The sequence below is a fragment of the Ruania zhangjianzhongii genome, from assembly GCF_008000995.1.
Classification (GTDB): domain Bacteria; phylum Actinomycetota; class Actinomycetes; order Actinomycetales; family Beutenbergiaceae; genus Ruania; species Ruania zhangjianzhongii.
This window is the reverse complement of sequence record NZ_CP042828.1, coordinates 1748757-1766278: the sequence shown is the minus strand read 5'-3', so window position 1 is coordinate 1766278 and position 17522 is coordinate 1748757. Positions and strand designations below refer to the sequence as shown.

Below are 17522 nucleotides of genomic sequence, written 5' to 3'. Positions count from 1 at the left end.
GCCTAAGCAGGCATCAGGGCACTCTGCAGCACCTCGAGGACATCCGCGCGGGCGACATGCCCGAGGATCACCAGCGTGGCCAGCCCATGCACCAGCGCCCACAGCCGGCGCGCGGCTACCTCGGGCGGGCCGGTGAGCGCCGCAACCTCGATGGCGGCTGCGACGAGTCCTCGCAGCAGGGCTTCATGCCGGGTGGCGTCGGCGGCCAGGTCTCCGGCGCCGGTGCCAGTGTTCAGTGCCGGATCGAAGATGATCGTGAACCGGGAGGGATGGTCGGCCGCCCAGCCGACGTAGGCCTGGCCGGCGGCGAGCAGGTCTGCCCGAGCATCCGCACCTGCGACTGCTGCTTCCTGGACAGTGACGAAGTCGGCCATCCAGCGCCGCGCCAGCTCGGCAACCAGCTCGGCCTGGGAGGCGAAGTGCTTGTACGGCGCGGCATGGCTGACGCCGGCTTCCCGAGCCAGCTCGCGGAGGCTGAACGTGCGGGTGACGTCGGCGTCGATGATCCGCTCGGCGGCATCGAGCAGGGTATTCCGGAGGTCGCCATGGTGATACGCCGATGTTGACACTGCCTACTTCCCATCCTAGAGTGACTGATGTTGACACCGCCTACTTTACTCGATGGGAGCGCATGATGCGGCCGAGCACGCTGATGAACGCAGTACCTACTCTGGTGCTGCGCACTCCCCTGCTGCACCAGGTGATGAGCGGGAGGTATCTGCTGCTGACGTTCACCGGGCGCAGCACCGGCCGCCGGTACCGCACTCCGGTGGCCTATCGGCAGACCTCCGACGGCATCGTGTTCAGCACCGACTCGCCCTGGTGGCGCAATCTGGCCACGCAGCCGGCGGTCGGACTGCTGTTGCGGGGGCGGCTGCGTCAGGGCATCGCGCACCGGATCAGCGCGGCCGGCGAGGCGGCTACTCAGCTCGGCTACCTCGTGGCAGAGGTGCCCGGGTACCGACAGGCAGCCGGGCTGCGGGCACAGCCGGACGGCACAGTCGCCACCACCGAGCTGACCCGCGCCGTGGTCGAGGACCGCCACGTGTTCACCGTGCAGGTGCTGGCATGAGCGCCGCAGACCTGCTCATGGTCGCGGCGCTGGTGCTACCCGGATTCACCGCATGCGCCGAGTTCGGCTCCTATGCGTTCGTGCACCCGGTGATCCGCCGTCTGCCTACGGAGCACCACGTCGCGGTGGAGAAAGGTCTGGTGCGCACGTTCGGCCGGTTCATGCCGGTGGCGATGCCACTGTCCCTGGCAGTGCTCATCGGCTGGGCGAGCGTGTCCGGGGTAGGCGCACTGTCCTGGGGCGCGGTCGGGCTCTGGTCCCTCGGCCTGGCCACCACGATCGCCGTGAACGTCGGCATCAACGCCCGGACCGCCCGTGTCCAGACCGGGGAGATGTCCGCCGCGGCGTGGCTGGCGATGCGGACCAGGTGGGAGGTCTTCCAGGGGGTCCGGTCCTGGGCGTTCCTGCTGGCGTTCATCCTCGTCTGCGTGGCCGCCGCCGGCCGATGACGCGGATAAGGTGAACCGATGCTGCCGCGTGAGGTCCGGACCGCCACCGCTGCCTACCTCCGCACCGCAGACCGGCTCGTCCCCGGGCAGTTGGACGGCTGCTACCTGGTCGGGTCCACCGCCCTGGGCGCCTACCGCGCCGGTCGCAGCGATATCGACCTGATCGCCGTCCTCGGCCCGGGCCCGCTCGCCGGAGCGCCACTGCTGCGCCGGCTACGCGCCCTGCACCTGAGCCAGGCTCCCCGGGTGCTGACCGGTGCCGTGCGCGCCCGGGGGCTGCACGCCACCTGCAACGTGGCGTTCGTCGCCGCGGACCAGATGTCCCGGCCGGTGAGCGCGATCGAGCCGGTCGCCTCGCACAACGGGCACGAGTTCTTCTCCCGTGCCGCGTTCGACGTGAACCCGGTGATGTGGCGGGTACTGGCAGAGCGCGGGATCACTCTGCGCGGGCCGGCGGCGCGTGCCTGGGAGCTCGACCCCGAACCGACCACGCTGGCCGCCTGGAACGCTGACAACCTCACCCGGTACTGGCAGGCCCAGCTGGACCGGATCCGCGCCGGGCGCTCGCCGCTGCGCCCGCAGGCGGTGGAGTGGAACGTGCTCGGCCCGCTGCGGCTGCACGCCACGATCGCCACCGGGCACGTGCTGTCCAAGGACGAGGCCGGCGCCTATGGTCAGCAGCTCTTCGGTGACCACAGCGGAATCCTGGCGACCGCCCGCGCACTCTTGGCTGCCGGCACGGTGCCGGCGCAGCCACAGCGGGAGCACTGGCGCCAGGCCACCGCTGAGGTGATGGACCGGGTGATCGCCGATGCGAAAACTCTGGCCGTGGGCTGAGCGGTCCTGGCACGCTGACACCTATGGATCCCGAGCCACACGCCGCACCGCATCCCGAGCCACACACTCCGTTCCGTCCGGGCTTCGGCGCGGGTGGCCCGATGCCTACCTCCGTGCCCGAGGGGATGCGGCTAGAGCTCTCCCGCGCCCGCGTCCTGCCCGGCCGGGAGGAGCAGCTCGGCGAGTGGATGCAGATGCTGCACGAGCGCTACGCGGAGTGCCAGGAGGCGCTACCGGCCGAACGCGCCGCGTTCGAGGCGACCTTCTCGCATACCGAGGCAGATGGCTCGGTGTGGATGTATCACCTCACCCTGGTCGGCGACGGCGGCTCCGGGCTGGACACGTCGAACCCGGTGGACGCTGCGCACGAAGCGTGGGCCCGAGAAGTGAAGGAGCGCGGCTGGGAGGAACTCACCCCGATGTTCCTGCTCGCCCCGCCGCACATCCTGGATGCGCTGGCCACATTCGGACGGACCGGAACCTGAGCCCTCGGTCAACGAAGCGGTGCGTGCGCCGCCAGCAGGGCCCTCGCCTGCGCCGACGGTGGCTCAGCTGCAGCCCGGACGATCCCGGTGAGCGCCAGGTCCAGCACGGCCTCGAACGTCGCCTCACCGGCCGGGGCAGCTGACCGTTCCGGCTCCAGCGAACCGACCACCACGGTGAGCATGACGTGCCAGGCCAGATGAGCCACCGCCCGGTCCACGCCGGCCGCAACCAGCCTCTCGATGAACTCCCCGAGCAGCTGTGGCCCTGCCGTCGTCCCCCCGGCACGGTCCAGGGCGAGTGCGGTCAGTCCGGTGCGTTGCCCCAGCTGGCGTCTCAGGTCGATTGCTGCCGTGCGGATCCAGTCCGGCCAGTCCGGCACGCCGGTCGGCAGGCGAAGTCCGCCGACGAACTGTTCGGTCACCCCATCGAGCAGGTCGTCTCGGCTGCGCACATGGTTGTACAGCGCATTCGGCCGCACGCCCAGGGACTGAGCGAGCCGGCGGAGGCTGAAGTGGGCCAGACCGTCCGTGGCGATCAGGGCGGTGGCACGCTCGATCACGGCTGCGCGCGTCAGTCGCTGCCCCCGGGGCGGAGCGCCGCGTCGCACCCCCGTTGTCAAATGAACATCGTCCATATATGCTCCTTCCGACCTTAAATGTACAGCGTCCACTCAGGAGGTGGAGATCTTATGCGCACACTGGACGTTCTGGCCGGAGTGCTGCTCGTCAATGCCCTGCCGCACACGATCCTCGGCCTGGCCGGCAAACGGTGCATGACTCCCTTCGGTGGGGCGGACTCGTCACCGGCGGCGAACCTGGCCTGGGCCGGGATCAACCTGATCGCCGGCGCGGCAGCACTGGCGCCGGGCAGCTGGCGATCGGCGGACCAGGCCGAAGCCGAGGACCGGGCCCGCAGTGTGGCGGTCGGCACGTTCGCGATGGCGGCGTTCGGGATGGCCTACGAGCTCTCCCCGGCCGCCTCTCGTCACCGGCAGCAGCGCACCGGGTAGGTCACCGCACCGCAGAGGTCACGAGGCCTGCAGCGCCCGCGCTGAGGAGTACAGGCACACGGTGGCCGCCATCGCCAGGTTGAGAGACTCGGCGTGGCCGTGGATCGGGATACGCACGACGGCGTCCGCCAGCTCCCGTTCGGCCGCACCCAGGCCGTGCGCCTCGTTCCCGAACACCCACAGCGTCGGCCGGGCGAGATCAGCATCGTCGAGGCCGGTCTGGCCGGCACCATCGGCGGCGAGCACCTGCATCCCGGCGCTCCGCGCTGCCGCGGTGGCCTCGGCCAGGTCCACGCCGGGGATCACCGGCAGGTGGAACAGCGAACCAGCGGTGGAGCGCACCACCTTCGGGTTGTGGCGGTCGACGCTGCCGGCCGAGAGGAGGACTCCGTCGGCGCCGGCGGCGTCGGCCGCGCGGATCACGGTGCCGGCATTGCCCGGGTCGCGGACCTGGGCCAGCGCGGCGAGCAGCTGTGGCGGCCGGCCGCTGGAGAACAGGTCGGCGGCCGCGGCTTCATCGGGTCGGGCAACCGCGAGCACGCCCTGAGCGTCCGGGCTCATCGCGGTGAGCACGTCCGGAGAGCACAGGTGGGTATGCACGCCCGCCGTGCTGGCGTCGTCGGTGATCTCCGGGTAGCGCTGTGCGGCGGCGACGCTCAGGTACACGTCGCGCACCAGCTCCGGCGCGAAGCGCACCGCCTCGCGCACCGCTTGTGGGCCCTCCACCCGGAACTGACCGCGCCGGGTCCGCACCGAGGCGCGCGCGAGCGCTGCCACCGCCCGCACCCGGTCTGCGCGCGGGTTCGCCATCGTCATTTCACCACTCACGCCGGCCATTCTCCCCTCTTCGCCAGCATGCACGATCACCCGCACGCGCCTCGCCCGCACCAGCCACGCCCGCACCAGCCACGCCCGCACCGAGGTCGTTTCCGGTGTTGGAGGTTGTCCTCGCCGACCTCCAACGCACAAAACGGCCTCAGTCGTCACCAGGGTGCTGTTGGCGGAAGCGCAACGGCGCCCCACCTACGAAACAGGTGGGGCGCCGTCGCGGGCTTGGCGATCAGCAACTGCTGATCAGGCAGCCGGGTCCTTCGGGGCGTTCACGTCCTCCGGCAGAGCCTTCTTCGCCAACTCGATCAGGGCGTTGAACGCGGCCTGGTCGTTCACGGCGAGCTCGGCGAGCATCCGGCGGTCGACCTCGATGTCCGCGGCGCGCAGGCCCTGGACGAATCGGTTGTAGGTCATCCCCTGGGCGCGGGCCGCAGCGTTGATCCGCTGGATCCACAGCCGGCGGAAATCACCCTTGCGGGCCCGGCGGTCGCGGTAGGAATAGGTGAACGAGTGCGTCACCTGCTCCTTGGCCTTGCGGTACAGCCGGGAGCGCTGGCCGCGGTAACCGCTGGCGCGCTCGAGGGTCGTCCGGCGCTTCTTATGGGCGTTGACCGCCCGCTTGACGCGTGCCACGTCTTACTCCTTGCGTTCGGGGGCCGGCGTTACTTGCCGAGCAGCTTCTTGATCTTCTTCTGGTCGGCGGGGGCTACCGTCACGTCGTTCGCGAGGCGAGCGGCCTGGCGGGCGCTACGCTCCTGGAACTTGTGGACGTGGCGTGCGCGCTGGCGCATGACCTTCCCGGTCCCGGTGACCCGGAAGCGCTTCTTGGCACCGGAATTCGTCTTGTTCTTCGGCATTCGTCTCTGTCCTCGTCGTTGCCCGGCCACAATCGGCCGGCGGCGGTGTTGCTTGCGAGTGGCTTACTTCTTCTTGTTCGGTCCGAGCACCATGGTCATGTTCCGACCGTCCTGGCGCGGCACGCTCTCCACGTGCCCCAGCTCGGCCACGTCATCGGCGAGGCGCTCCAGCAGGCGCATGCCCATCTCCGGTCGGGACTGCTCCCGGCCGCGGAACATGATCATCACCTTCACCTTGTCCCCGCCCTTGAGGAACCGCTCGACGTGCCCCTTCTTGGTGCCGTAGTCGTGCGGGTCGATCTTGAGCCGGAACCGGATCTCCTTGAGGGTCGTGTGCGCCTGCTTGCGCCGCGCGTCACGAGCCTTCATATCGGACTCGTACTTGAACTTTCCGTAGTCCATGAGCTTGGCCACGGGCGGCTTCGCCTCGGGGGCCACCTCGACCAGGTCGAGATCTGCCTCCTGGGCCAGACGCAGTGCGTCCTCGACTCGGACGATGCCTACCTGCTCACCGTTCGGGCCGACAAGACGGACCTCTGGCACGCGAATCCGCTCGTTGATACGGGTCTCGCTGATGTGGTGCTCCTCACCTTCAAACCTGACTGGGGTACCGGCCGCATAGAGAAAGCCTCCGCATGCGGTGCGTGCGGAGGCTCACGGTACGGTGCCGCAGGCGGCACCTCGAGGAACGTCAGTTCCCCGACCTATGACCCGGGCTCTGTCGGTGGCATGGTCCGCCTCCGGTCGAGCATGGGTGGGAGAGTCTCCACTTGCACATCGTCCCTGACAGCAGGGACGACTGGTCTGCATCAACTCTAGCATGGACCCGACCGCCGCCCCCAGCGCCAGGATGCGACCTCGCTCACGCCGAACGGACCTGGAACTGTAGCGAGTCCACCCGCTCCGCAACCATCTCCTCGGCCGCGAGCGCCTCCCCCGCGTGCTGCACGATCTGCTGCACCTGTTCCCGGGTCAGCCCCGGTGGCAGGTGCAGCACGATCCGCAGCTCCGCGTCCGCACCCGGCTGCACGGTGCTGCCGGACACACCGGGCACGGCGGCAAGGGTGCGTCCGATCGCCTCGGCCACGGCTGGGTCCTGGGCCGCTGGTACCCAGGACCGCTGCTGCGCCAACGCCCACACCGCCGGGCGCGGTACCGGCACGGTCACCGGCCCGCCGGGATCGAGTACCAGCAGACCGTCGGCGTCGGAAACGGCGGCCAGCGCCGCGCGCACTCCCTCGGCCGGGATCGGGCGGGCATCGGCGCGCCAGGCCCGCAGGGCGTCCATCCCGGAGAACACCGGGATCGCGGCGCGCCCGTCCGGGGTGGCCAGCGTCACCATCGCCGCCGAAGCGCTCTTCTCCCCCGCCAGCTCCACCGTGGTGCCATGGATCTCATGCTCGGCGGGCTCCGCGCGCTCCTCCACGTAGGAGACCACGGGCACCAGCACCCGGGCGGTGGCCAGGGCAGCCACCACGGCCTGCAGCCGTTCGATGCCGTCACCAGCCGCAAGCGCCCGCGCCAGAAGAGGATCCGTGGACCCGTCGTCACCAGCGAACATCGGGGTCGGCGGTAGTGACCTGCCTTCACCGCGCGGCAGCGGCCGCCCGTCCGGGAGCTGCTCGGGGGCCGGACTCATCGCCGGCCGGCGACCGCCAGCGCCTCGGGCAGCGTGAACGCGCCGGCATACAGCGCGCTGCCGATGATCGCGCCTTCGACGCCCTCGGCCACGATCGCCCGCAGTGCCTCCAGGTCGTCCAGAGTAGAGATGCCACCGGAGGCGATCACCGGCGCCGTGGTGCGTGCGCACACCTGCTGCAGCAGGTCGGTGTTCGGGCCGCGCATCATCCCGTCCTTCTGCACGTCGGTGACCACGTACCGGGCGCAGCCGTCGGCGTCCAGCCGCTCCAGTGCCTCCCAGAGGTCGCCGCCCTCCCGCGTCCAGCCGCGGGCGGCCAGCTTCGTCCCGCGCACGTCCAGTCCGACGGCGATCCGGTCACCGTGCTCAGCGATGGCCCGGGAGGTCCACTCCGGGTTCTCCAGAGCGGCGGTACCGAGATTCACCCGACGGCAGCCGGTGGCCAGTGCCCGCTCCAGCGAGGCGTCGTCCCGGATCCCGCCGGAGAGCTCCACCTGCACATCCAGCACGCCCACCACCTCCGCGAGCAGCTCGGCATTCGATCCGCGCCCGAAGGCGGCGTCCAGGTCCACCAGGTGCACCCATTCGGCACCATCGCTCTGCCACCGCAGCGCCGCGTCCTTCGGGTCGCCGTAGTGCCGTTCCGATCCGGCGACGCCTTGGACGAGCTGGACGGCCTGGCCGTCGGCCACGTCCACGGCAGGAAGCAGTTGCAGATTGGTCACGTCTGTCCTCTCAGGGGTCTGTCGAATGCGGGTATCAGAGCGTGTGCAGCCAGTTCCGCAGCAGCTCCGCGCCCGCGTCACCGGACTTCTCCGGGTGGAACTGGGTGGCGCACAACGGACCGTTCTCCACTGCGGCCACGAAGGTGCTCTCGCCGTGGCTGCTCCAGGTCACCTGGGCGTAGTCGGGAGCAGTGTGCGCGGCATAGGAGTGCACGAAGTAGAACCGCTGGTCCTCGACCCCGGCGAACAAGGCACTACCGGCCGGCGGGGCCACCGTGGACCAGCCCATGTGCGGCACCACGTCGGCGCGCAGCCGGTCCACCACTCCGGGCCACTGGTCCAGACCGGCGGCCGGCGTGCCATGTTCTACCCCGGTGCTGAACATCACCTGCAGGCCGACGCAGACGCCGAGGACCGGGCGCCCGCCGGCCAGCCGGCGCTCGATCATCCGCGGCCCGCCGACGCCGCTCAGCCCAGCCATCACCGAGGCGAACGCCCCCACACCCGGGACGAACAGCCCGTCCGCAGCGGCCACGGCTTCGGGGTCTGCGGTCAGCTGCACCTGTGCCCCGACGCGTTCCAGGGCGCGGACAGCGGAGCGCACGTTCCCGGACCCGTAGTCCAGGACGACGACCTCCGGACCGGTCACGGCCGCCGCCTACGCACCTGCTTGGCCATCAGCCGGGCCGCCTGCCAGCGGCTCATCTCCTTCGGCACCAGCCGACCCGGGGCCTGCGCCGGGTCCAGGGTGCCGAGCAGGATCTGCTCCACCACGTCGTCGGCGTGCGCCAGGATCAGTCCGGGTGAGACCTCCTCACCCGGTTCACCGCCCTGGTACTCCCGGCCGGAGATCGTTCCGGTGATCCCGTCCTCGCCTTCGCCGAGCCGGGCGGTGAGCAGCACGACGCCCACTTTCGCAGTCTTGGACAGCACGGTGGCCAGGTCCGTTGCCTCGGCGGGAGCGCCGGTGAGCAGCTCGCTGGGGTCCAGCTCGCCACTGGTGGTGATCACTTTCGCCGCCAGTGCACCACGCTTGCTGGGCACGATATCGGCGTCCACCTCGGCCATCGCACACAGGGCGGCCAGCACCGGGGCCGAGGCGATCGGAGTGAGCACCACGGCCAGCACTCGCCGTTTCTCCGGCGACGGCGCAGCCTCCGGGGCAGCAGGCGGCTCACCGGGCGAGGGGGACGGGTGGTCCGCCTGTCCACGGCTGGTCTCGCCGTCGTCGCCGTTCTCCGCGCGCACCGTGCGCTCCGGTTCCACCGCCTGGCCGAACTCGGCCGCGAACGCGGCCTCGAAGGCCGCCTCGTCGAACTCCTCGGGAGTCTCGGCGCCGCCCGCGCCGCGTCCTTGACCGCTGGTCACAGTGCACCCTTGGTGGAGGGCACTCCGCTCACCCGAGGGTCACGAGCCACCGCGGCGCGCAGCGCTCTGGCCAGTGCCTTGAACTGCGCTTCGGCGATGTGGTGGGGGTCCCGGCCGGAGAGCAGGTGCACGTGCAGGCAGATCCCGGCGTGGAAGGCGATCGACTCGAACACGTGCCGGGTCAGCGCACCGGTGAAGTGTCCGCCGATCAGGTGGTACTCCTGCCCGGCAGGCTCCCCCTCGTGCACCAGGTAGGGCCGGCCGGAGATGTCCACCACAGCGCGGGCCAGGGTCTCGTCCAACGGCACCAGGGCGTCACCGAAGCGGGCGATCCCGGCCTTGTCACCGAGCGCCTCGCGCAGTGCCTGGCCGATGCAGATCGCCGTGTCCTCCACGGTGTGGTGCACATCGATCTCGGTATCGCCGCTGGCCCGCACCGTCAGGTCGATCAGCGAGTGCTTGCCCAGGGCGGTGAGCATGTGGTCGTAGAACGGCACTGTGGTGGCCACGTCCACCGTTCCGGTACCGTCCAGGTTCAGCTCCACCGTCACAGTGGATTCGGACGTGCTGCGTTCCACCCGTGCCCTGCGGGCGGCTGGCTGTTCTGACGTCGGCTGGCTCACCGGCCAGTCACCTCCTCGAGTGCGCCGCGGAATGCGGCCATGTCCTCACGGGTCCCGATGGAGACCCGCAGGTAACCCTGGGGTCCAGTCTCCCTGATCAGCACGCCCCGGTCGAGCAGACCCTGCCACACCTCGTGCCGGTCGGGGTAGCGGCCGAACAGGATGAAGTTGGCATCGGAGTCGGCCACCTCCAGGCCACGCTCGCGCAACCAGGTCACCGTCTCGTCCCGCCGGACGCGCAGCTCGGCCACCTGAGCCTGCAGCACGCCGGTGTGCCGCAGCGCGGCCCGGGCCACGGCCTGGGTGACTGCGGAGAGGTGATAGGGCAGGCGGACCACCCGCAGCCAGTCCACCAGCTCCGGCGCAGCGGCCAGGTACCCCAGCCGGGCGCCCGCCAGGGCGAACGCCTTGGACATGGTGCGCGCCACCGCCAGGTGCGCGAACTCGCCCAGCAGCGTGACTGCGGACGGGCGCCCCTCCCGCCGGAACTCCGCATAGGCCTCGTCGATGACGAGAACTGTTGCTCCGCCGTCGGGCCCGGAATCAGCGGTGGCCTCCGCGAGGGCGCGCACATCGGCGGAGTCCAGCGCAGTGCCGGTGGGGTTGTTCGGGCTGGCGAGCAGTACCACCGACGGCCGCTCGGTACGGATCTGCTCGATCGCCTCGGCCACGTCCACGCTGAAGTCCGCGCGCCGGGTGCCGGCCTTCCAGGTGGTGAGGGAGTCGCGGGCGTACTCGGGGTACATCGAGTAGGTGGGGGCGAAGGACATCACCGTGCGCCCGGGGCCGCCGAAGGCGAGCAGCAGGTGCAGCATCACCTCGTTCGAGCCGTTCGCAGCCCAGAGGTGGTCGGTGGTCAGCCCGGTAGCCGCCGACTCTGCGGTCAGGTAGGCGGCCAGGTCCGCGCGCAGGTCACGGAACTCACGGTCCGGGTACCGGTTCAGCGTGCCGGCCGCCTCGGTGACGGCGGCAGCGATGTCCGCGACTACCTCGGCTGGGGGCGGGTACGGGTTCTCGTTCACGTTCAGCAGGTGCGGTACGTCCAGCTGGGGTGCACCGTAGGGCTGCTCACCGACGAGATCAGCGCGCAGCGGCAAAGAGGGGGCACAGCGTTCAGGCACGCACCAAGTCTAGAGCGGATGGCCGCACCGGCGTTCTACCCTGGGCGGTGATGGACACACTCTTCCACCTGGCCGACCCGGACCTCTGGGCCGCGGCCGTGCGCACCGGTCGCTACACCGGGTCCACGAAGGGCCGCAGCCTGGCCGAGGAAGGGTTCGTGCACTGCTCGTTCCGGTCCCAGCTGGCGGGGGTGGCCGCGGCTCTCTACTCCGGGACGCCGGCCCTGGTGCTGCTGGAGATCGACCCGGAGCTACTCGGCGGCGCGCCCCTCCGGGTGGAGGCGGTGCCGGGCAGCGCGCACGGGTTCCCGCATGTCTACGGGCCGATCCCGACGGCGGCTGTCGCCTCGGCGACACCGGTGCAGGTGGACGAGCAGGGTCACATCCACGACGCGCGGATCCCTGGCGCGGGGTGAATCGCTGCGAACGCCCGGCGTTCGTGGCCGACAGGAGCGCGCCAGTGGTCCAGAAGGGCGCGTTCGCCGGCGTCGGTCAGGCCTGCGGCGGCCGGTTGGACCGGTCCAGGAACCGCTCCAGCGGGATCGAGCCGTCCTGCCACGGGGTGAGGAGCCAGACCACCAGGTAGGCGCCCACTCCGATGAAAGGCAGCAGGAAAGAGACGAGCACCAGGACCCGTACCAGGGTGACGCTGGCGTTCGCGGACGCGGCCAGTCCCCCGCAGATGCCGCCGACGATACGGGCGGGGCCACGGCGGAAGTTCAGGCGGCGGAGGGAGTCGAAGAAGGACCTCATGCAGGCAACGCTACGGGCACGCGGCCCGGTGCGCATCGGGGAGGTCCCTGAGCAGACCCCTGATCCTGCGGCGGATCCACCCTCTCCCGCAGCGGATCCACCCTCGGGCGGCTGCTACTGCTGGCGCAGCCGCGCCGCCTGTCCGTGCGCGGGCAGGTCCTCGGTGTCGGCGAGCGCCACCAGCGAATCGGTCACCTCGGCGAGGCCGGTGGCGTCATAGTCGATCACCTGCACCGATTTCAGATAGGCATGCACGCCGAGCCCGCTGGCGAACCTGGCTGTCCCACCGGTGGGCAGCACATGGTTCGAGCCGGCGATGTAGTCGCCCAGGGACACCGGCGAGTACGGGCCGACGAAGATAGCACCGGCGTTGCGGACTCGGGGGCGGCGACCTCAGCCGCGGCGGCGGTCTGGATCTCCAGATGCTCGGCGGCGTAGGCATCCACGACGGCGATCCCCTGGGTCCAGGTCGTCGACGAGCACCACGTAGGACTGCGGACCGGTCAGCGCACTGCGGATCCGGTCCGCGTGCTTCGCCGCAGTCGCCTGGGTGGTGATCTCCTCGGCCACTGCCGCGGCCAGCGTCTCCGAGTCGGTGACCAGCACCGACGCAGCCGCGGGGTCGTGCTCCGCCTGGGAGATCAGGTCAGCGGCCACCCAGGCCGGATGGGCGCCCCCGTCAGCGAGCACGGCGATCTCTGTGGTACCCGCCTCGGAGTCGATGCCGACCAGGCCGCGCACCGCCCGCTTGGCGGCGGCGACGTAGATGTTGCCCGGCCCGGTGACCACATCCACCGGCCGGCACGAGGCGGACTCGTCCGGCCCAGCCACGCCGTAGGCGAACATGCCGATCGCCTGCGCACCGCCGGCGGCGTAGACCTCCTCGATGCCGAGCATCGCGCAGGCCGCCAGGATGGTCACATCGGGCAGGCCGCCGGTGTCCCGCTGCGGCGGGCTGGCCACGGCGAGCTCGGGTACCCCGGCCACCTGGGCGGCCACCACGTTCATCACCACCGAACTGGGCAGCGCAGCCAGCCCGCCCGGTACGTACAACCCCACCCGCTGCACCGGAACCCACCGCTGGTGCACCCACGCACCGGCACCGAGAGTGGTGCTGCGTTCGGTCGGCAGCTGGGCTTCGTGCCCCAGCCTGGCCCGGCGGATCGCCTCCGCGAGCGCGGCGCGCACGTCGTCGTCGAGCGCTTCGACGGCCGTGCGGAGCGCCTCAGCAGGCACCCGCAGACTCGGCGGTCGTACGCCGTCGAACTTCTCCGCATAGTCGGCCAGGGCCTGCCCGCCGCGCTCACGTACATCGGCGAGGATCGGCTCCACCCGATGGCTGGCGACGTCGATGTCGACCTCGGCACGCGGGAGCTCGGCCCGCAGTGCCGCACCGGTCAGATCACGTCCGCGGAAATCGAGAGTGCGCATCACAGCGCCAGTCTAGGCCGGGGCGGGAGGCCGCCGGCACTGGGACAATAGCCGGATGGCTACTGCTGAGACTGAGGACGTTCCGATCACCGGCGAGATGATCCGGCTGGGCCAGCTGCTCAAACTCACCGGGATCTGCGAAGACGGTGCGTCCGCCCGGATCCTGCTCAGTGATGACGCCGTCCAGGTCAATGGCGAGACCGAGACCCGGCGCGGCCGTCAGCTCACCCCCGGTGACCTGCTCGAGATCGACCTGCCGCACGGCGAGCGCCGGCTGCGGGTGACCAGCGACTGATCAGGCGCTGGCCAGAGCTGTGAGTCTGGCGGCGTACCCGCGCGGTCACTTGCGGTGGAACTGCACCTGGTGCCCGTCCGGCCCCTGGACCGTCGCGAACGTCCCCCACGGCTGTTCGTCGGGATCGGAGACCACCGCGCCGCGGCGGCGGAGCTCGGCCACTGTGGCCGCCACGTCATCGCAGGCGAACGTCAGGTACGCCCCCTCGCCCGGGGCCTTACCCTCGGCTGCGGCATCGTGCAGCGCGATCGTGGCACTCCCCTGCGGGGGTGCCACCTCCACCCAGCGCATTCCTGGGCCCATCTCCTGATCGGTCACCACGGTGAACCCGAGCAGGTCCCGGTAGAACCGCAGCGACTCCTCCTGGTCGGACACATACAGCATCGCGGTGCCGATTCCGGTGATCATCGTCCACTCCTCCATTGGTTCACACCAGGCAGTTCGGGCCCAGCAGTGCTTTCAGGTCCCCGTAGAGCGAGGAAGTGCGTTCCACCCGCAGACCGTCCTCCAGCCGCATCACTGTGGACCGGCCCGGTGCGGTCAGATGCAGGTGTACCTCGGTGATCCCGGGGTGCGTGCTCAGCACGTCCCGCAGCCGGGTCAGCACCGGTTCGCTGCATCGCGCCTCGGCGATCCGCACCGCCACCGGTGCTTCCTCGCCCACGCTCACGTCCGGCAGGCTCATCTCCATCGCCTGCAGGGTGAGCGACTCGTCCCGCCAGCGCGCCCGGCCCTTGAGCACCACCACCTGGTCGTGCGCGAGGGCTGTGCTGTAAGCGAGGTAGGTCTCGCCGAAGAACATCACCTCGACCGAGCCCTCCATGTCCTCAATGGTCACGGCGGCCCACGGGTTGCCCTTCTTGGACATCTTCCGCTGCAGTGAGGTGATCAGCCCGGCGATGGTCACCGTGGACCCGTCCGGGCGGGACTCGTCGGCGATCAGCGTGGCGATCGAGACGTCGGCGGCCTGGGTGAGCACGTGCTCGATCCCGGACAACGGGTGGTCGGAGACGTACAGGCCGAGCATCTCCCGCTCGAACGCCAGCTTCTGCTTCTTGTCCCACTCCGGCAGATCCGGGATCTCCACGGTGAACCCGCCGCCGTCGGAGTCGTCCCCAGCGAGCCCGGCGAACAGGTCGAACTGACCTTCCGCCTCCTTGCGCTTGACGCCGATCACCGCGTCCACCGCCTGCTCGTGCACCATCAGCAGCGCCCGGCGGGTGTGCCCCAACGAGTCGAAGGCACCGGCTTTGATCAGCGACTCGATGGTGCGCTTATTGCAGACCACTGCGGGCACCTTGTCCAGGAAGTCGGTGAACGAGGTGAAATCGCCCTTCTCCTCCCGGGCCTGGGCGATCGCAGCGACCACGTTGTGTCCCACGTTGCGCACCGACGCGAGGCCGAACCGGATGTCATCGCCCACCGGGGTGAACGTGGCCGCCGACGCGTTCACATCCGGTGGGAGCACCGTGATCCGCATCCGGCGGCACTCGTTCAGGTACAGCGCGGACTTGTCCTTGTCATCCCGGGTGGAGGTGAGCAGGGCGGCCATGTACTCGCAGCCATAGTGGGCCTTGAGGTAGGCGGTCCAGTAGGAGACCAGCCCGTAGGCGGCCGAGTGTGCCTTGTTGAAGGCGTAGTCGGAGAACGGCAGGAGGATCTCCCACAGCGTCTTTACAGCGTTCGCGGAGTAGCCGTTCGCCTTCATCCCGGCTTCGAAGTTGGAGTACTCGGCGTCGAGCACCTCCTTCTTCTTCTTGCCCATCGCGCGGCGGAGCAGGTCGGCCTGGCCCAGGCTGTAGCCGGCCAGCTTCTGCGCGATCTCCATCACCTGCTCCTGATAGACGATCAGGCCGTAGGTGGTGCCGAGGATCGACTCGAGCGGTTCGGCCAGCTCGGGATGGATCGGAGTGATCGGCTGCTGGCCGTTCTTGCGCATCGCGTAGTTGGTGTGCGAGTTGGCGCCCATCGGGCCGGGCCGGTAGAGCGCACCGACGGCGGAGATGTCCTCGAAGTTGTCCGGGCGCATCAGCCGCAGCAGCGTCCGCATCCCGCCACCGTCGAGCTGGAACAGGCCGAGCGTGTCGCCCCGGCCGAGCAGGGCATACGTCTCCGGGTCGTCCAGGGTGAGATCCTCCACCCGGACCTGGTCCTTGCCGTTGATGACGATGTTCTCCAGCGCATCGTCAAGAATGGTGAGGTTACGCAGCCCGAGGAAGTCCATCTTCACCAGGCCGAGATCCTCCCCGGCCGGGAAGTCCACCTGGGTGATCACTGCGCCGTCCTGCTCGCGGCGCATGATCGGGATGATGTCCAGCAGCGGCTCGTTGGCGATGATCACCCCGGCCGCGTGCACCCCCCACTGCCGCTTCAGCCCCTCCAGCCCACGCGCAGTCTCCAGCACCCGGTTCGCTTCCGGGTCACTGGCAACCAGCTGGCGGAACTCGTCGGCCTCGGCGTAGCGGGCATCGTCGGGGTCGAACATCCCGGGCAGGGTGATGTCCTTACCCATCACCGCCGGCGGCATCGCCTTGGTGAGCTTCTCCCCCATCGCGAACGGGTAACCGAGCACCCGGGAGGCGTCTTTCAGCGCCTGCTTGGCCTTGATCGAGCCATAGGTGACGATGTAGGACACCTTGTCCTCGCCGTACTTGTCGCTGACGTACTTGATCACCTCACCGCGCCGACGCTCGTCGAAGTCGATGTCGAAGTCCGGCATCGACATCCGCTCCGGGTTGAGGAACCGCTCGAAGATCAGCCCGTGCTCGAGCGGGTCGAGCTCGGTGATGCTCATCGCGTACGCGGCCATCGAGCCGGCACCGGAGCCACGCCCCGGCCCGACCCGGATGCCGTGGTCCTTGGCCCAGTTGATGAAGTCCGCGACCACCAGGTAGTAGCCGGCGTACCCCTTACCGGTGATCACCTCGAGCTCGTACTCGGCCTGCTGACGCACCTCCTCCGGTATGCCGGCCGGGTACCGCTGGTTCAGCCCCGTCTCCACCGCGCGTTCGAACGTGGAGACCTCGTCCTCACCCTCCGGCACCGGGAAGTGCGGCATGTACCGGCCCACTTCCTCGGTAAAGCTGACCTCGCACTGCTCGGCGACCCGCAGAGTGTTGTCGCAGGCCTCGGGCAGCTCGGCGAACAGCTCGCGCATCTCCTCGGCGGACTTCAGGTAGTACCCGTCACCGGAGAGTGCGAAGCGCTTGCCGCCCTGGTCGTAGGTCGGTTCCTCGAGCGTGGACGAGGACTGCACGCAGAGCAGCGCCTCGTGCGCATGTGCATCCTCGTGCTTGGTGTAGTGCAGATCGTTGGTGGCCAGCAGCGGAGCGCCGATCTGCCGCGACAGCTCGAGCAGGCCACTGCGCACCCGCCGCTCGATCTCCAGACCGTGGCTCATCAGCTCGATGTAGTAGTTCTCCTTGCCGAAGATGTCCTGCATCTCGCCGGCAGCACGGACCGCCTCGTCCCACTGGCCCAACCGCAGCCGAGTCTGCACCTCCCCGGACGGGCAGCCGGTGGTGGCGATCAGCCCCTCGGCGTAGGTGGAGAGCAACTCGGTGTCCATCCGCGGCCACTTGCCCAGCTGCCCCTCCAACGAGGCGAGCGAGCCCATCCGGAACAGGTTGTGCATCCCGGTGTTGTTCTTCGACAACAGGGTCATGTGCGTGTAGGCGCCGCGGGCGGAGACATCGTCGGAGGCCTGGCCCTCCTCGCCCCAGCGCACCCGGGTCTTGTCGAACCGGCTGGTGCCCGGGGTGAGGTAGGCCTCCACCCCGATGATCGGTTTGATGCCGTACTTGCGAGCCTTGGACCAGAAGTCGTAGGCACCGAACAGGTACCCGTGGTCGGTGATCGCGAGGGATGTCTGGCCGAGTCGCTGCGCCTCGGCGAACAGGTCGTCCAACCGGGCCGCGCCGTCCAGCATGGAGTACTCGGTGTGCACGTGCAGGTGGACGAAGTCGGCGGCCATGGACCGAGTCTAAGCGGGCCCACCGACACCCCCAACCCGCCTGGCCGATAGCA

The 17522-nt window shown here is 69.8% G+C and carries 22 protein-coding genes and 1 pseudogene; 7 read left to right on the top strand and 16 right to left on the bottom strand.

The genetic code is table 11. From position 1 onward, the window contains the following. Positions 1-2: 2 nt before the first annotated feature. Entirely contained in the window at positions 3-569 is a 567-nt protein-coding gene (locus FU260_RS08245) for a TetR/AcrR family transcriptional regulator (RefSeq protein ID WP_147916625.1), read from the bottom strand. Positions 570-589: 20 nt separating this feature from the next. Between FU260_RS08245 and FU260_RS08240 the strand changes: the two genes are divergently transcribed. From FU260_RS08240 to FU260_RS08225, 4 genes are all read left to right on the top strand, one after another. Next, on the top strand, positions 590-1072 hold the full coding sequence (locus FU260_RS08240) for a nitroreductase/quinone reductase family protein (protein ID WP_168211701.1): 483 nt from the start codon (positions 590-592) through the stop codon (positions 1070-1072). After that, complete coding sequence (locus FU260_RS08235; RefSeq protein ID WP_235912247.1) at positions 1069-1521, top strand: anthrone oxygenase family protein; 453 nt, start codon at positions 1069-1071, stop codon at positions 1519-1521. The genes FU260_RS08240 and FU260_RS08235 overlap by 4 nt, the downstream gene beginning before the upstream one ends. Positions 1522-1539: 18 nt before the next feature. Continuing rightward, on the top strand, positions 1540-2358 hold the full coding sequence (locus FU260_RS08230; RefSeq protein WP_147916623.1) for a hypothetical protein: 819 nt from the start codon (positions 1540-1542) through the stop codon (positions 2356-2358). Positions 2359-2459: 101 nt separating this feature from the next. Next, on the top strand, positions 2460-2843 hold the full coding sequence (locus FU260_RS08225) for a DUF6176 family protein (RefSeq protein WP_235912246.1): 384 nt from the start codon (positions 2460-2462) through the stop codon (positions 2841-2843). Between the two features lie 8 nt (positions 2844-2851). On the opposite strand, the gene FU260_RS08220 is transcribed toward FU260_RS08225, so the two are convergent. Then, the gene (locus tag FU260_RS08220; RefSeq protein WP_147916622.1) at positions 2852-3478 is read right to left on the bottom strand and encodes a TetR family transcriptional regulator; all 627 of its coding nucleotides are present in this window, start codon (positions 3476-3478) and stop codon (positions 2852-2854) included. Positions 3479-3532: 54 nt separating this feature from the next. Between FU260_RS08220 and FU260_RS08215 the strand changes: the two genes are divergently transcribed. Next, positions 3533-3853 carry a hypothetical protein gene (locus FU260_RS08215; protein ID WP_147916621.1) on the top strand — a complete coding sequence of 107 codons (321 nt, stop codon included), beginning with the start codon at positions 3533-3535 and terminating at the stop codon, positions 3851-3853. Between the two features lie 18 nt (positions 3854-3871). Here FU260_RS08215 and FU260_RS08210 read toward each other — a convergent pair whose 3' ends face one another. The 10 genes from FU260_RS08210 to FU260_RS08165 form a co-directional block, all read right to left on the bottom strand. Further along, complete coding sequence (locus FU260_RS08210) at positions 3872-4663, bottom strand: TrmH family RNA methyltransferase (RefSeq protein WP_147916620.1); 792 nt, start codon at positions 4661-4663, stop codon at positions 3872-3874. 264 nt (positions 4664-4927) lie between these two features. Next, positions 4928-5317: a 50S ribosomal protein L20 gene (rplT, locus tag FU260_RS08205; RefSeq protein ID WP_147916619.1), complete on the bottom strand. Its 390-nt coding sequence runs from the start codon at positions 5315-5317 to the stop codon at positions 4928-4930. Positions 5318-5346: 29 nt separating this feature from the next. Next, positions 5347-5541 (bottom strand): 50S ribosomal protein L35, encoded by a 195-nt coding sequence (gene rpmI, locus FU260_RS08200; RefSeq protein ID WP_147916618.1) that lies wholly within the window; start codon positions 5539-5541, stop codon positions 5347-5349. Positions 5542-5604: 63 nt separating this feature from the next. Further along, the gene (infC, locus tag FU260_RS08195) at positions 5605-6084 is read right to left on the bottom strand and encodes a translation initiation factor IF-3 (protein WP_235912245.1); all 480 of its coding nucleotides are present in this window, start codon (positions 6082-6084) and stop codon (positions 5605-5607) included. A gap of 319 nt (positions 6085-6403) precedes the next feature. Then, positions 6404-7180, bottom strand: coding sequence for an SseB family protein (locus FU260_RS08190; RefSeq protein WP_147916616.1), 777 nt, complete (start codon positions 7178-7180; stop codon positions 6404-6406). Beyond that, on the bottom strand, positions 7177-7905 hold the full coding sequence (priA, locus tag FU260_RS08185) for a bifunctional 1-(5-phosphoribosyl)-5-((5-phosphoribosylamino)methylideneamino)imidazole-4-carboxamide isomerase/phosphoribosylanthranilate isomerase PriA (RefSeq protein WP_147916615.1): 729 nt from the start codon (positions 7903-7905) through the stop codon (positions 7177-7179). Before priA ends, FU260_RS08190 begins: the two co-directional genes overlap by 4 nt. A gap of 34 nt (positions 7906-7939) precedes the next feature. Next, positions 7940-8554: an imidazole glycerol phosphate synthase subunit HisH gene (hisH, locus tag FU260_RS08180; protein WP_147916614.1), complete on the bottom strand. Its 615-nt coding sequence runs from the start codon at positions 8552-8554 to the stop codon at positions 7940-7942. Continuing rightward, a complete protein-coding gene (locus FU260_RS08175) occupies positions 8551-9273 on the bottom strand; it encodes a hypothetical protein (RefSeq protein WP_147916613.1) in 723 nt (240 codons plus the stop codon). The genes hisH and FU260_RS08175 overlap by 4 nt, the downstream gene beginning before the upstream one ends. Next, entirely contained in the window at positions 9270-9896 is a 627-nt protein-coding gene (hisB, locus tag FU260_RS08170) for an imidazoleglycerol-phosphate dehydratase HisB (RefSeq protein WP_147916612.1), read from the bottom strand. The genes FU260_RS08175 and hisB overlap by 4 nt, the downstream gene beginning before the upstream one ends. Further along, complete coding sequence (locus FU260_RS08165; protein WP_147916611.1) at positions 9893-11017, bottom strand: histidinol-phosphate transaminase; 1125 nt, start codon at positions 11015-11017, stop codon at positions 9893-9895. The genes hisB and FU260_RS08165 overlap by 4 nt, the downstream gene beginning before the upstream one ends. 50 nt (positions 11018-11067) lie before the next feature. Here FU260_RS08165 and FU260_RS08160 point away from each other — a divergent pair, with 50 nt between their 5' ends. After that, positions 11068-11433 (top strand): DUF952 domain-containing protein, encoded by a 366-nt coding sequence (locus FU260_RS08160; RefSeq protein ID WP_147916610.1) that lies wholly within the window; start codon positions 11068-11070, stop codon positions 11431-11433. Between the two features lie 76 nt (positions 11434-11509). Here the strand turns inward: FU260_RS08160 and FU260_RS08155 are convergent, their stop codons facing one another. Then, on the bottom strand, positions 11510-11770 hold the full coding sequence (locus tag FU260_RS08155) for a PspC domain-containing protein (protein ID WP_147916609.1): 261 nt from the start codon (positions 11768-11770) through the stop codon (positions 11510-11512). Positions 11771-11884: 114 nt separating this feature from the next. Next, positions 11885-13201 (bottom strand): annotated as a pseudogene (hisD, locus tag FU260_RS08150) (histidinol dehydrogenase). Between the two features lie 55 nt (positions 13202-13256). On the opposite strand from hisD, the gene FU260_RS08145 reads away from it, so the two are divergent. Beyond that, positions 13257-13496: an RNA-binding S4 domain-containing protein gene (locus FU260_RS08145; protein WP_147916608.1), complete on the top strand. Its 240-nt coding sequence runs from the start codon at positions 13257-13259 to the stop codon at positions 13494-13496. A 45-nt stretch (positions 13497-13541) separates the two neighbouring features. Here the strand turns inward: FU260_RS08145 and FU260_RS08140 are convergent, their stop codons facing one another. Both FU260_RS08140 and dnaE read right to left on the bottom strand, forming a co-directional pair. Continuing rightward, on the bottom strand, positions 13542-13904 hold the full coding sequence (locus FU260_RS08140; RefSeq protein ID WP_147916607.1) for a VOC family protein: 363 nt from the start codon (positions 13902-13904) through the stop codon (positions 13542-13544). Between the two features lie 19 nt (positions 13905-13923). After that, positions 13924-17469: a DNA polymerase III subunit alpha gene (gene dnaE, locus FU260_RS08135; protein WP_147916606.1), complete on the bottom strand. Its 3546-nt coding sequence runs from the start codon at positions 17467-17469 to the stop codon at positions 13924-13926. Positions 17470-17522 lie beyond the last annotated feature (53 nt).

Coding starts and splice junctions, on each gene's coding strand:
- dnaE (WP_147916606.1), bottom strand. CDS start 17,469: ATGGCCGCCGACTTCGTCCACCTGCACGTGCACACCGAGTACTCCATG.
- FU260_RS08160 (WP_147916610.1), top strand. CDS start 11,068: ATGGACACACTCTTCCACCTGGCCGACCCGGACCTCTGGGCCGCGGCC.
- FU260_RS08230 (WP_147916623.1), top strand. CDS start 1,540: ATGCTGCCGCGTGAGGTCCGGACCGCCACCGCTGCCTACCTCCGCACC.
- FU260_RS08190 (WP_147916616.1), bottom strand. CDS start 7,180: ATGAGTCCGGCCCCCGAGCAGCTCCCGGACGGGCGGCCGCTGCCGCGC.
- FU260_RS08225 (WP_235912246.1), top strand. CDS start 2,460: ATGCCTACCTCCGTGCCCGAGGGGATGCGGCTAGAGCTCTCCCGCGCC.
- FU260_RS08220 (WP_147916622.1), bottom strand. CDS start 3,478: ATGGACGATGTTCATTTGACAACGGGGGTGCGACGCGGCGCTCCGCCC.
- FU260_RS08215 (WP_147916621.1), top strand. CDS start 3,533: ATGCGCACACTGGACGTTCTGGCCGGAGTGCTGCTCGTCAATGCCCTG.
- FU260_RS08235 (WP_235912247.1), top strand. CDS start 1,069: ATGAGCGCCGCAGACCTGCTCATGGTCGCGGCGCTGGTGCTACCCGGA.
- FU260_RS08140 (WP_147916607.1), bottom strand. CDS start 13,904: ATGATCACCGGAATCGGCACCGCGATGCTGTATGTGTCCGACCAGGAG.
- FU260_RS08210 (WP_147916620.1), bottom strand. CDS start 4,663: ATGGCGAACCCGCGCGCAGACCGGGTGCGGGCGGTGGCAGCGCTCGCG.
- rpmI (WP_147916618.1), bottom strand. CDS start 5,541: ATGCCGAAGAACAAGACGAATTCCGGTGCCAAGAAGCGCTTCCGGGTC.
- FU260_RS08155 (WP_147916609.1), bottom strand. CDS start 11,770: ATGAGGTCCTTCTTCGACTCCCTCCGCCGCCTGAACTTCCGCCGTGGC.
- FU260_RS08145 (WP_147916608.1), top strand. CDS start 13,257: ATGGCTACTGCTGAGACTGAGGACGTTCCGATCACCGGCGAGATGATC.